Origin of the sequence: Vibrio sp. 16 (genome assembly GCF_963681195.1) — a bacterium.
GTDB classification, from domain to species: domain Bacteria; phylum Pseudomonadota; class Gammaproteobacteria; order Enterobacterales; family Vibrionaceae; genus Vibrio; species Vibrio sinaloensis_D.
The window spans coordinates 1,689,656-1,702,536 of record NZ_OY808997.1; the positions used below are offsets into that span (position 1 = coordinate 1,689,656).

The window sequence follows — 12,881 nt, forward strand, 5'->3', positions numbered from 1 at the left end:
TGGAGAGAGAGATGGACAAAGCCATTATCGACATATTTTATTGCCGCCAGTGTAACTGGATGTTGAGATCGACATGGCTATCACAGGAGTTGCTGCATACATTCAGTGAAGAGATCGAATCCGTCTCTCTCCATCCCGATACTGGCGGTCGGTTCGAGATCCACTGCAATGGCCAGTTGATTTGGGAGAGGAAACGAGATGGCGGCTTTCCAGAAGCCAAAGTGTTAAAGCAGCGAGTTCGAGACCTTATCGATCCCGAGCGAGATTTAGGTCACTCAGACAGTAAATAAGGCAGCCCAACGCTGCCTTAATCAACATCAGCGCAACGATACCGACGCGATTTTTTCTCCGCCAAAAGCGACAACAGAGAGCGTATCGTTCTCCAACACCCCAAAGCTCGCGACATATCCTTCACGAGGAAACGTCACTGAACCTGGATTAAAGATAAATTGCTCGCCATCTCGCATCGCAACAGGAACGTGGCTATGGCCATGGACGATTGCATCACCACTGCGCAATGCTGGGCGTTTAGCGGCGTTATAAAGATGTCCATGAGTCAGAAACAGGCGTTGCCCCGACTCGAGAAGCACCCATGCATAGTCCATCATCATCGGAAACGAGAGTAGCATTTGATCCACTTCGCTATCACAGTTGCCGCGCACAGCGATAATACGATCTGCATACTGGTTTAATCGCTCAGCAACTTGTGGTGGATTGTACCCTTCTGGAACAGGGTTCCTTGGGCCATGATTCAATACATCACCCAACAGAACCAAAGTTTGTGCACCAGAACGTTCAAACTCCGCTAACATCTTATCAGTTGCAGGCAAACAGCCATGCAAATCAGAGGCAAAAAACAGCTTCACAACACAGTCTCCTCAAAAATAATGAGGGCATTGTACGTAATTAGCGGTTCTCCGTCATCCTAGCCATGCCGTTAATCACAATGTTGTTGTAGCTGACCATGCCGATGACTTCACCGTTATCAATCACAGGCGCGCGGCTAATGCCAAATCGCTCAAACAGCCTTGCACAATACTTCACATTCATGTCCGGAGAGACGCTGAGCGCAGGCTTTGTCATGATTTCGTATAGATTGGTTCTTTCCGGTGAACGGTTCTTTGCCAATACTTTTTTCGCAATGTCGTTCATCAATACCAAACCATATTCATCGTCATCATTTCGCTTATTGACCACCAGCGCCTTAACCCGATGTTCTCTGGCTAAATCAATGCCTTCACTTACCGTCCTGAGGCCGTCAATCATGACATAATTGTTTGCCATTACGTCTCTAACTCGGATCTTCTCATGACTACTCATAACTCATCCTCAACCACTTTTGTTAATTGCTCGACTTGATGTGCGACACCGACCGCGTCTTCTATATCAATCTGGACTGCAATACCTTGCCCCGACTCCTGATCGAACTCCCCCACATCGTTGATTGTTTCAAGAATATGCCGAGACAAATGCTCTTCGACCACAAACAGCAACACATCTCTTTGCACTTCTAGCGTTAAACCAAAGAAGGTGCGCTTCTTATTCAACCCCTCTCCTCTGGCATTATTAATCACCGTTGCTCCCGTCGCTCCGGCATCTCTCGCCGCATCCAAGACCTTGTCGGTTTTACTGTCTTCAACAAAAGCTAGAATCAATTTAAAGCGCATCATCGCTCTCCTCTTTCACCGACTTTTGATCCAGTCGACGAGTTAACTGGGCATAGCCCATCACGGAAATCATTGGAAAAAGGCTTGCAAAGGCAATCAAGCCAAAGCCATCAATCATAGGACTTCGCCCCGGAACCGTCGATGCCAACCCCAACCCAAGAGCGGCAACTAAAGGAACCGTGACAGTGGACGTTGTGACGCCGCCAGAATCATAAGCCAGCGGCACGATAAATTTGGGAGCATAAAAGGTTTGAATCACAACCACGATGTAGCCAGCAATTATGTAGTAATGGATAGGATCCCCCGCGACAATACGATAACTGCCAAGAGAAATCCCGATGGCCACGCCAAGCGCCACCGCGATCCGCAAGCCATTAACACTAATCGCCCCACCAGACACTTGATTCGCCTTGATGGCGACAGCAATAAGTGACGGCTCGGCAATCGTGGTACTAAAACCTATGCAAAAGGCAAACAAGTAGACCCAGTAATAGTCAGGCCAACTAACGCCGCTACTCTCTGATATCTTAAACTGAGACAAAAATTCGGGCGCTGTCAGCTGCACTGCCATAGTTTCGCCAAGTGGAAACAGTGCCATCTCAAGCCCAATCAGAAACAGAGACAAACCCAGAATCACATAGAGAAAGCCCAAAAGCACTTTGGCGAGGTTGTTGACGGGCTTGCGTAAAACCACAAATTGAAAGCCAAAGATGATGGTAGCGATCGGGAATACATCGCGAACCGTACCGATGAAGGTGTCGATAAACTGGGAAACATCTATCATGCGATCACCATTCCATAGATCATGACAAACATCATCGGTAACAGGGAGGCAAACGCAATCAAGCCAAAGCCGTCAATCATGGGATTACGCCCTTTGATTGCAGAGGCAAGCCCTACTCCCAATGCCGTCACCAAAGGGACTGTAATGGTCGATGTCGTGACGCCCCCTGAGTCATATGCCACTCCGATAATACTTTCTGGCGCAAACATGGTGAGAATAACGACACCAATGTAGCCGCCGATGATCATGTATTGAATCGACCAACCTTTTAAGATGCGAAGTACGCCGAGCATGATCGCGAAACCCACGGACAAAGCCACAGTAAATCGCAAGCCGTCTGCATACTGCTCCATCGCATTGGAGCTGTGCTCTATCATTCCGCCTTCTGCGGCAACTTCAGCCGCTTCATCGGCGACCGCTGTCAATGCGGGCTCTGCGACAGTTGTGCCAAAGCCAAGGCAAAAGGCGAACAGCATAAGCCAAAAAACGCTGCCCTTACGAGCGAACGACTGAGCCATGGACTCACCAATTGGAAACAATCCCATCTCAAGGCCAAATATAAATAGCGTCAAACCTGAAACAACCAACAGCAGCCCAACCAAAATAGACAACAAGTTTGGCAACGGCTCTTGAAGAACCAATAGCTGAAAAAAAGCAATCACTGCAATTATGGGAAGTAAATCCCTCAAACTTCCAAGAAACGCTTTAATGAGCGCTGTCATTGCTTCCATCGTGAATCCCTATCCCGAATCTTTCATCAATGATGGCAAATGAAACCGTGCTTTGGTGTGACTTACATTACGCGGAAATCAATAAACGTAACAAAATGTTAATTTTGTGATAATCGTTGTGCCGCATCAATTGGTGATCCTATTTTGTGCTAACTCGCTATAATTATTAGCATTAGTAATAAATCGCGTTCCTATTGGTCAGCATAGGAGGAAAAGGAGAGATGGATGAAAATACTACTAACCGGTGGTACAGGTTTTATTGGCAAAGAGTTACTTAAACACTTCACCACGCACGACGTAGTGTTACTCACTCGCTCCCCACAAACTGCAAAATCCATTGTCTATTTCGCTGATATGGGAAATGTCTCTTACATATCGAGCCTCGATGCGTACCACGATTTAAATGAGTTTGATGCCGTCATTAACCTTGCTGGAGAACCGATTGCCGATAAGCGTTGGAGTAAAAAACAGAAGCAAGAGATTTGTGATAGCCGTTGGACGTTAACCGAAAAAATCGTTGATCTCATTCACGCGAGTACATCTCCACCATCAGTGTTTATCAGCGGCTCTGCGGTCGGCTACTACGGCGATCAACAGGAGCATCCGTTTGATGAAGCGTTGCATGTCCATAATGACAGTTTTCCGCATCACGTATGCGCCAAATGGGAGACCATCGCAAACCGTGCTCGCTCCGAGTCAACCCGAGTGTGTATCTTACGCACTGGGATCGTACTGGCACCTGAAGGTGGGGCGTTAAACAAAATGCTGCTGCCTTACAAGTGCGGATTAGGTGGCCCTATTGGTAGTGGCAAGCAGTACATGCCGTGGATACACATGTTAGACATGGTGAGAGCCATCGTCTATTTGCTGAAAACAGAACACGCAGACGGAGAGTTCAACCTCTGTGCCCCTCACCCTGTCACCAACGCCCAGTTTAGTAAAACGCTTGCCAAGTCGTTAAAGCGCCCTCATTTTTTGTTTACGCCGAAATGGGTGCTCAAGCTAGCGATGGGAGAAAGCTCAACGCTTCTGTTTGATAGCCTTAGGGCAAAACCCAAAAATCTGACAGAACTCGGCTTTCGCTTCAGTTACTCACGAATTGAACCCGCGTTAAAAAACTTGTTACAACATCATGACTAATCTTTTACTCTATCCAAGATCAAGGATAAGTAGAGTAAGAGAAACTGATGAAGACCATTTTAATCACCGGTTGTTCGACTGGAATCGGGTACGTTTGTGCTCACGCATTACATCAACGTGGATACCAAGTGATTGCGTCATGCCGACAGCTAAAAGATGTACAACGGCTAAAAGAGGAAGGACTCCATTGTGTACAACTCGACCTATCCGACAGCGAGAGCATCTCTAATGGTCTGCAAGCGGCGTTAGCGATAACAGGCGGCAAGCTAGACGCTCTATTTAACAATGGCGCATATGGGCAACCGGGAGCCCTTGAAGATTTACCCACGCAAGCGCTAAGAACTCAGTTTGAAACGAATTTCTTTGGTTGGCATGAGTTGGTAACCCAAGTATTACCTATCATGCGTAAAAAAGGTCACGGACGCATTGTACAAAATAGTTCTGTTCTAGGGTTTGCAGCCATGAAATATCGTGGCGCTTACAATGCCTCCAAGTTTGCTTTAGAAGGTTGGACCGATACCTTGAGATTAGAGCTTTGTGAGACAGATATTCATATTAGTCTGATAGAACCGGGGCCAATTGAAACTCAATTCAGAGCCAATGCGAAGAATGCCTTTCTTAAATGGGTAGATACCGAAAACAGTTGTCATAAAGCAGAATATCAATCTCAATTGCAAAGGCTTGAAAACGAATCGTCCAACAACGCATTCGTGCTGCCAGCCGAATCTTGTGTTGCTCCGCTCATTCATGCCCTGGAAGCATCAACACCCAAGATACGCTATCGCGTTACGACACCGACAAAAGTCTTCGCCTTGTTAAAGCGTCTACTACCAACCCGAGTGCTCGATCAGATATTGCGACGAGCAGCATAAAAAAATAACGAGTCGATGTAATTTTATCGTAATAATTGGACGTTATCTTAGTCACTGAAGATTGCTCTTCCACATAATTAAAGCGTTACATTCGGTAAAATAACATGACACTTAACCAACTCAACTGGATCGGTGTGGGTGTTGCGCTAACTCTGTTTATCGTTCTATAAACACCTTCGCTTGCAATTTAGTCGCAAAAACACCGCCAAATTGGCGGTGTTTTTGTATTATTCAGCCCCTTACCTTGAAGTCTCTCTGCTGTGCCCATATCTTTCTTTGTACGAACAAAGTGCAAGGACTCTTTACATGCAATCACCTTTTATTGTCGAGCTTAATGAACAGAACTTCCGCCAAGTGCTTGAAGGCTCAATGCAAACTCCCGTACTGGTGCATTTCTGGGCACCAATGAGCCAAGAGAGTGCTCAAGTGATCCCTGATCTGCAGATGCTTGCACAGCAATACAACGGTGCCTTTACACTCGCGTTGCTTAACTGCGAACAAGAGCAAGTGATAGCGAGCCAGTTTGGCGTTCAAGCCATTCCAACCATCGCACTGTTCGTTAATGGCCAAGCCGTTGATGGCATGGGCGGCCCTCAAGCTATCGAAACCATTAAAGAGATGCTTACCAAGCACCTACCTAGTCAAGATGAAATGATCTTAAAGCAAGCAAGTGAACTCATCCAAGCTGGTGACCACGCACAAGCTTTACCTTTGCTAGAAGGTTTAGATGACACCGTTAAACAAAAAGGTGACGTGAAACTCGCGTTAGCCAGTTGTTATCTAGAAACCCAGAAATTTGACCAAGCGAAAGCGCTACTTGAGCACATCCCACTTGAGTATCAAGACAATTTCTACAAAGGCCTCATCGCTAAACTAGAGCTGCATGCTCAAGCGGCGAATAGCCCAGAGATCCAATCGTTAGAAGCGTCTCTTAGTCAAGCGCCTGAGGACGCAGACATCGCAAACAAATTAGCACTCGCGTACCATCAAGTGAACCGTGATGAAGAGGCGCTAGAGTTACTTTGGAGTTACCTAAAGACTAACCTCAACGCGCTCGACGGTGAAGTCAAAAAATCATTTATGGATATTCTGGCGGCACTTGGGCAAGGTAACCCAATTGCGGGGAAATACCGCCGACAGCTCTACTCCATTCTTTACTAGTCGTCCATTAGCACCTTCTAAATCATGCAGTTAAAGCCGGTTTATCCGGCTTTTATTCTATCGAAACTTAGCTTTAGTTCTCATTTCTGTCATTGTTTCAAGTGGTTAAATAGGCAACAATCGACATAGATACTGATATAAGGAACTCAAAATGGCTATTGATTCGTTGATTACCATCGGTGTACTGCTCTTCGTTATCATTGCACTCATCATTGCTGCCGTGAAAACGGTCCCTCAGGGCAACCATTGGACAGTGGAACGCTTCGGGCGCTATACGCATACACTTCGTCCCGGCCTCAATATGATTATCCCCTTCATCGATGGGATTGGTCATAAGGTCAATATGATGGAGCGGGTTCTCGATATTCCAGCACAAGAGGTCATTTCAAAGGACAACGCGAACGTGACCATCGACGCCGTGTGTTTTGTTCAAGTCATTGACGCGCCAAAAGCGGCCTATGAAGTTAATGACTTAGAACATGCCATCCGAAACTTAACACTAACTAACATTCGTACCGTATTGGGCTCTATGGAGCTTGATGAAATGCTCAGCCAGCGTGACCTCATAAACAGTCGCTTATTGACCATTGTTGACGATGCGACAAACCCATGGGGCGTGAAAGTGACTCGAATTGAAATCAAAGATGTTCAGCCCCCAGCAGACCTCACTGCTGCGATGAATGCACAAATGAAAGCAGAGCGTAATAAGCGTGCTGATATTTTGGAAGCTGAAGGCGTTCGACAAGCTGAAATCCTTAAAGCGGAAGGCCACAAACAGTCCGAGATATTAAAAGCGGAAGGGGATAAGCAAGCCGCTATACTTCAAGCAGAAGCTCGTGAACGCGCTGCAGAAGCAGAAGCGAAAGCAACCGCGATGGTTTCTGAGGCAATTTCAAAAGGTGATATGCAAGCAGTGAACTACTTTATCGCACAGGGCTATACCGATGCACTTAAATCCATTGGGCAAGCTGAAAATGGTAAGATCATCATGCTTCCTCTTGAAGCATCCGGTTTGATGGGCTCAGTGGCCGGTATTGCGGAGATGTTCAAGCATCAGTCTAAACAAGATAAGTAGAGGCGATTTTGTTCGAGTTACTTGATTCAATTAATCATTGGCACTGGTTGGCATTTGGTCTAGCACTTCTCGCAGTTGAACTGCTCGGTACCGCAGGATATTTCCTCTGGCTGGGTTTGTCAGCATTAATTGTTGGTGCTGTTTTAACGGTTGTGCCGATGAGTTGGCAACTTCAATGGACCTCATTCGGCGCTTTCTCTTTAATCACGACTTGGTTATGGTGGCGTAGGCAGTTATCACAGGACAAACGCAGTGATTCCCGACGCCAACTCAACCAAAAAGAAAAGCAGCTAATCGGTGAAGTCGTTACACTCAGTGAAGACTTTCCTTCAGGGAAAGGTCGAATCAAGCTAGGAGATACGACTTGGACTGCCAGATCAGAGACCCCTCTGCAAGCAGGCACCCAAGTTGTAGTTACCGATGTAGACGGAATCGTGCTTACTATTAAGCAAAAAAATTGAGCTTTTAAACACACTAAACGTAAAAAGCAACGTAAAAAGCGCGGCAAATGCCTCGCTTTTTTCTTTTTTACTCTACTAAGAAAAACTTACAACGAAATCAGCACAAATTAAGTACGCTATATTTTCCACCAATTAGAAAGACAGAATACCATCTACCCTTTCCAAACAGATTATTTCATAAACTTAGAGCGCAATTCGCAGCAGAGCTACTAGGTTATTTATTGTCGAAAAAATTGAATTTTTCAATTATTTTTGATCTTAACTGAATTCTCACCATACTTATTGACGAACCTTGCTCTACTAAACTAATTGACTAGAGGTCTGTTATGAAATTCGTATCAATTTTGTTCGCTGCAATATTAGCAATAAGTCCGGTTCTATCTCACGCATCTCAAAATGCCGGGCATGTCTTTGGTGCAGGCATTGATTGCACGTTTAGCGACGGAAGCGTCAAACATCTTCCACGTGAGTTATGTAAAGCATATGGAGGAGAGTCCAATTAACACGCTGGAAACGCTACGAAGCTAAATCCTATGTTGGCTTCGTAGCCTAGGTTGGTTAAAACTTGTAAAAGTCCGCCCCCAAGAAAGCGCCCCACCCTCTTTGCCACTCAGCTTTAATCATTACTTCTTGAGGTTGCCCGTCACACTGATTCGTGTAACGCGTTCCTGTAATCCCTTTTTCAAAGGCTTTAAAAGGGTCACAATAGATTTCTTTGCCCGCCTTATATCCGCTTTCATAAGCCACTTGATCGAAAGAGACTTTTTCCTTTAAATCAGCGAGCACATCATTATCATATTGGAACCCCCGAGAACCGAAACGTTCGCCCTGACCATACCAATACTCTGCAGCTGTTTTTGGTTGGCTAGTACATGCTTGTAATGCGATAAGTACAAAGGGAACAAACCATATTTTTGTCATTTTAGCCTCCAGATTGAAACGAAAAAAGCTGAGCATTACGCTCAGCTTTTAGACAGTAGATTAGATTACTGGTTCAGATACTTATTACTTAACTGCGAAAGGAATAGTTAGCATAAGTTTGAAATCAGTCTCGTCTTGGAACAAGTTAGTGTAACCAGTCCAGTTTGGAGCATCTGTATCATTGAAGTACTCAGTGTAGTAGAACGAGATGTTCGCATCTTTCAGAGCACCAGCTTGGATTGCATAGTTCGCAAAGAAGCTGTACGCGTACTCTTTAAGGTCTTTGTAGCCTTCAGCTTCTGCACCGAAACCGAATGCACCACTTACACCTGCGCTAAAGCCTTTACCGCCGATATCAGAGAAGTCACGAGATGCAGATAGGAAACCTGCGAATTCGCCGTCGTGGTTAAAGTCAGAACGGTTGTTCCACCAGATGTCGTATGCACCGTTTGAGCCACCGTAAGCGCTTGTTAGACGGTAAGCCATGTTGCCTGATGCGCCATCAACATTAGACTCAGCTGACGTGTACGTTGCTTCCGCACGGTAAGAGTATTGGCCTGAAGCGAAAGAGGTCAGCATCGCTAACTGGAATGCAGTGCTATCGTACTGCTCTTCATCGTCTACGATGTAAAGTTGTGGAGACCAGTAAACGCCGCCATCAGTAGTGCCTTTAACTTTAACGTGGAAGTTCTTACGCTCACCACCAGTCAATGCACCGTAACCAACATCAACAAGGATATCGTTATCGAACGTGTAACGACCACCTAGAGAGTATAATGCACCTGCATCTTCGCCATCAGTCGTTTGGAAAGTGTAAGTACGCTTGAACCAAGGAGCTTTGTACTCTTCAGCAACAACTAGACCAAGGTCGAAACCACCAACTTTCGCGCCCACTTCACCACCTAGGTATGTACCAGGAGCAAAGGACCAGTTAACGCCTAGAGAACTTGGTACAGAAGGTTGGAAGTAACCTAGCTTAGCGGTAGCCGTATCACCAAACTTGAATTTCGCGGCTGCAGTCGCGAACGATACACCGTTGCTGTTACAGTTAGAGTTCCACTTAGAGTTGTTGTTTGTTACTTGACCAGGGTTGTCAGGGTCTTCCGCAAGTTTCTTACAGTCACCCACTTTACCGTCACCGTAAGGGCTGCTTACGTCCCAGAAGTTCATTTCGTGGTCTGGGCTCGCGTTTTGCCACATATCGAACGTGCTGTAGATAACAAAGTCTGCACCCACAGTGTCAGCAACGTAACCAGAATTAAAACCAAGGTTTGCAAACACAGAACCGTGGTCTAAGTTAGCTGTTTTCTTAGTATCAGAACCATTTGCGTCAACATTGCCGCGAACACGATCACGCATGAAGAAGTTCACGTTACCGCTAATTGCTGACTCACCGAAAAATTCTGAAACCGCACCTGCGTAATCTGGACCCAAGTTATCTTGGTTAGCCATAGCTGGAGCCGCTGCGATTGCTCCTACTAGTGCTGCTGTAATTGCAGATACTTTAAACATTTTGTCCATGGAAAAACTCCTAAAAATGGATATAGCTGTTTTTTCTTTTTTCTCACCTTAAGTTGGCCGCCGAAGGGAGAACTCATTTCCTATGTTGAAAACCGCAAATTAACCTTAATCTTTGATTTTCTATTTCCTGCATACACACTGTGTATCCATGCACTTAGACTAACTTCGCGAAGCAAAACATCAATGAGAACTTTCTTTTCATCTAAAAAAATATGACCCGCTACAAATTTTTATAGCCTTAGTGATCGTGATCTCCATTAAACAGAACGAGAGACCCAATAAAACAAAAAACACTTTAAATACAATGAATTAAAAATAAAAATAACTAAAATCATATTGAAGTGCATCGCACTTTATTAAGTTAGAAGCTCGAATTTAATTTTATTTGAAGATGATCACTGACGATAAATCTCATTTTTAAAGGGCTAAAACGCTAGTTATTTCAAGACAAAAAAAAGCCACCAAATGGTGGCTTTCACGTCATTTTTCATATTTATAACAGGTCAATAAGGTCCTGTTCCGTTCGAATTTCCACGCCCAATTCTTGAGCCTTCGACAGCTTTGAGCCTGCATTTTCGCCTGCGAAAAGAATGTCTGTTTTTTTCGACACACTGCCAGTCACTTTTGCTCCTAAATTTTGTAGAGCCGCTTTGGCATCATTTCGAGACAACTGAGAAAGACTACCTGTTAATACTACTGTTTTTCCAGCGAGAGGCTGAGGAACATCCTCGCCTTTCTCTTCAATATCAGGCCAACATATTCCCTGTGCAATTAGATCGTCAATAACACTCTGGTTGTTATCTTGGGCAAAAAAGGCCGTGATGTGACTCGCCACAATATCGCCAATATCAGGAACCGCAATCAACTGCTCATGACTTGCCGCTTTGATCGCGTCGAGCGTTTTAAAGTGCAGCGCCAAGTTTGCAGCCGTCGCTTCACCAACTTCACGAATACCCAGCGAGTATAAAAAGCGTGCCAATGTGGTCTGTTTCGCTTTTGCTAGGGCATCAACCACATTCTGTGCAGACTTCGGCCCCATACGGTCAAGTACAGTGATAATGCCCGCCGAGAGCTTGAATAAATCAGCAGGTGTCTCGACCATCTCTCGGTCTACCAACTGCTCAATGACCTTGACCCCTAGTCCATCAACGTCCAACGCTTTTCGCGAAACAAAATGCTTCAACGCTTCTTTGCGTTGCGCCTGGCAGACAAGACCACCCGAGCATCGTGCAACAGCCTCACCCTCAACGCGCTCTACTTGCGAATTACACACTGGGCACTGCGAAGGAAACACAATCTCTCTCGCGTCATCAGGACGACGCTCAGCAACAACAGAAACTATCTGTGGGATAACGTCACCCGCTCGGCGTATGACGACACTGTCTCCAATTTTCACGCCTAGGCGAGCAATTTCATCCGCATTGTGCAGCGTGGCATTACTTACCGTCACACCACCTACAAACACTGGCTCCAGTTTCGCCACTGGTGTTATTGCGCCTGTACGGCCGACTTGAAATTCGACATCGTTCAGTAGAGTAATTTCTTCTTGCGCAGGAAATTTATACGCAATGGCCCAGCGAGGCGCTCTCGCAACAAAGCCAAGGCGCTCTTGAAGTTCAATCGAATCTACTTTGATAACCACGCCGTCAATTTCGTAGGCGAGTTGGTCACGACGCTGCAATATGTCTTTGTAGTAAGCTTTAACATCATCCAAACTCTCAACCTGACGAGTTTCAGGACACATTGGTAGCCCCCAAGATTTCAACTGCAAAAAACGCTCATAGTGACTTTCGGACAATGCCGCGCCTTCAACAACGCCCACACTGTACGCATAAAAGCTAAGCGGTCGTTTCGCAGTAATTCTGGAATCGAGCTGACGTAAACTGCCCGCAGCGGCGTTACGCGGGTTCACAAACACTTTTTCACCTTTTTTCAGAGCGTGTTCGTTTAGCTTTTCAAACCCCGCCTTAGGCATAAAAACTTCACCACGCACTTCAATACGCGCTGGCCACCCTTCACCACATAATTTCAAAGGAATCGCTTTAATGGTTCGCACGTTTTCTGTGATGTTTTCACCTGTTGCGCCATCACCTCGAGTCGCCGCTTGGACCAAAACGCCATTTTCATAGAGTAAGCTCACCGCAAGACCATCAAGTTTAGGCTCACAACAAAATGCCTCAACCGAGCTGCCCGCTACGCGGTCCAGCATACGCTTGTGGAAAGCGTTCAATTCATCATCATCAAAAGCATTATCGAGAGACAGCATCGGGATTTCGTGAGCCACAGGGGTAAAACCGTCCAACGGAGCTCCCCCCACTCGCTGACTTGGAGAATCAACTGAGATCAGATTAGGGTTTTGCGCTTCTAGCTCAATCAACTCTCTCATCAAACGGTCGTATTCCGCGTCGGGGATTTCCGGAGCATCCTCGACGTAGTACTTAATACCGTGATAATGCAGGCTCTCACGTAACTGATTGAGTTTTTCTTGAATCTGTTGCGACATAACTAACTCTGATTATAAATAGGTTGGAATCATGTACCGCATTGC

At 45.7% G+C, this 12,881-nt stretch carries 14 protein-coding genes; 6 read left to right on the plus strand and 8 right to left on the minus strand.

All coding sequences use genetic code 11. The features are described 5' to 3' along the window. Window positions 1-11 precede the first annotated feature (11 nt). Window positions 12-290 (plus strand): Rdx family protein, encoded by a 279-nt coding sequence (locus U9J37_RS07580; protein WP_005474717.1) that lies wholly within the window; start codon window positions 12-14, stop codon window positions 288-290. A 27-nt stretch (window positions 291-317) separates the two neighbouring features. Here the strand turns inward: U9J37_RS07580 and yfcE are convergent, their stop codons facing one another. From yfcE to U9J37_RS07605, 5 genes are read right to left on the minus strand one after another with little or no spacing between them, the layout of a single operon-like run. After that, a complete protein-coding gene (gene yfcE / locus U9J37_RS07585; RefSeq protein ID WP_005474703.1) occupies window positions 318-866 on the minus strand; it encodes a phosphodiesterase in 549 nt (182 codons plus the stop codon). 40 nt (window positions 867-906) lie between these two features. After that, complete coding sequence (locus U9J37_RS07590; protein WP_038139422.1) at window positions 907-1,320, minus strand: CBS domain-containing protein; 414 nt, start codon at window positions 1,318-1,320, stop codon at window positions 907-909. After that, the gene (locus tag U9J37_RS07595) at window positions 1,317-1,667 is read right to left on the minus strand and encodes a P-II family nitrogen regulator (RefSeq protein WP_005474733.1); all 351 of its coding nucleotides are present in this window, start codon (window positions 1,665-1,667) and stop codon (window positions 1,317-1,319) included. The genes U9J37_RS07590 and U9J37_RS07595 overlap by 4 nt, the downstream gene beginning before the upstream one ends. Next, the gene (locus U9J37_RS07600; protein ID WP_005474773.1) at window positions 1,657-2,451 is read right to left on the minus strand and encodes a DUF1538 domain-containing protein; all 795 of its coding nucleotides are present in this window, start codon (window positions 2,449-2,451) and stop codon (window positions 1,657-1,659) included. The genes U9J37_RS07595 and U9J37_RS07600 overlap by 11 nt, the downstream gene beginning before the upstream one ends. Continuing rightward, window positions 2,448-3,182 carry a DUF1538 domain-containing protein gene (locus tag U9J37_RS07605; RefSeq protein WP_005474822.1) on the minus strand — a complete coding sequence of 245 codons (735 nt, stop codon included), beginning with the start codon at window positions 3,180-3,182 and terminating at the stop codon, window positions 2,448-2,450. The genes U9J37_RS07600 and U9J37_RS07605 overlap by 4 nt, the downstream gene beginning before the upstream one ends. A gap of 225 nt (window positions 3,183-3,407) precedes the next feature. Here U9J37_RS07605 and U9J37_RS07610 point away from each other — a divergent pair, with 225 nt between their 5' ends. The 5 genes from U9J37_RS07610 (at window position 3,408) to U9J37_RS07630 (ending at window position 7,891) form a co-directional block, all read left to right on the plus strand. Then, window positions 3,408-4,322, plus strand: coding sequence for a TIGR01777 family oxidoreductase (locus tag U9J37_RS07610; protein ID WP_005474816.1), 915 nt, complete (start codon window positions 3,408-3,410; stop codon window positions 4,320-4,322). Window positions 4,323-4,366: 44 nt separating this feature from the next. Further along, on the plus strand, window positions 4,367-5,194 hold the full coding sequence (locus U9J37_RS07615) for an SDR family oxidoreductase (protein ID WP_043887250.1): 828 nt from the start codon (window positions 4,367-4,369) through the stop codon (window positions 5,192-5,194). Between the two features lie 306 nt (window positions 5,195-5,500). Next, entirely contained in the window at window positions 5,501-6,355 is an 855-nt protein-coding gene (locus U9J37_RS07620) for a thioredoxin family protein (RefSeq protein WP_005474742.1), read from the plus strand. 151 nt (window positions 6,356-6,506) lie between these two features. Next, the gene (locus U9J37_RS07625; protein ID WP_005474731.1) at window positions 6,507-7,430 is read left to right on the plus strand and encodes an SPFH domain-containing protein; all 924 of its coding nucleotides are present in this window, start codon (window positions 6,507-6,509) and stop codon (window positions 7,428-7,430) included. 8 nt (window positions 7,431-7,438) lie between these two features. Continuing rightward, complete coding sequence (locus tag U9J37_RS07630; protein WP_005474709.1) at window positions 7,439-7,891, plus strand: NfeD family protein; 453 nt, start codon at window positions 7,439-7,441, stop codon at window positions 7,889-7,891. A gap of 558 nt (window positions 7,892-8,449) precedes the next feature. Here the strand turns inward: U9J37_RS07630 and U9J37_RS07635 are convergent. The 3 genes from U9J37_RS07635 to ligA all read right to left on the minus strand — a co-directional run bounded on the left by U9J37_RS07635 (window position 8,450) and on the right by ligA (window position 12,836). Continuing rightward, entirely contained in the window at window positions 8,450-8,812 is a 363-nt protein-coding gene (locus tag U9J37_RS07635; RefSeq protein WP_005474713.1) for a DUF2799 domain-containing protein, read from the minus strand. Between the two features lie 84 nt (window positions 8,813-8,896). Then, window positions 8,897-10,333, minus strand: coding sequence for a hypothetical protein (locus tag U9J37_RS07640; protein ID WP_005474812.1), 1,437 nt, complete (start codon window positions 10,331-10,333; stop codon window positions 8,897-8,899). A gap of 493 nt (window positions 10,334-10,826) precedes the next feature. Next, the gene (gene ligA / locus U9J37_RS07645; RefSeq protein ID WP_005474818.1) at window positions 10,827-12,836 is read right to left on the minus strand and encodes an NAD-dependent DNA ligase LigA; all 2,010 of its coding nucleotides are present in this window, start codon (window positions 12,834-12,836) and stop codon (window positions 10,827-10,829) included. Window positions 12,837-12,881 lie beyond the last annotated feature (45 nt).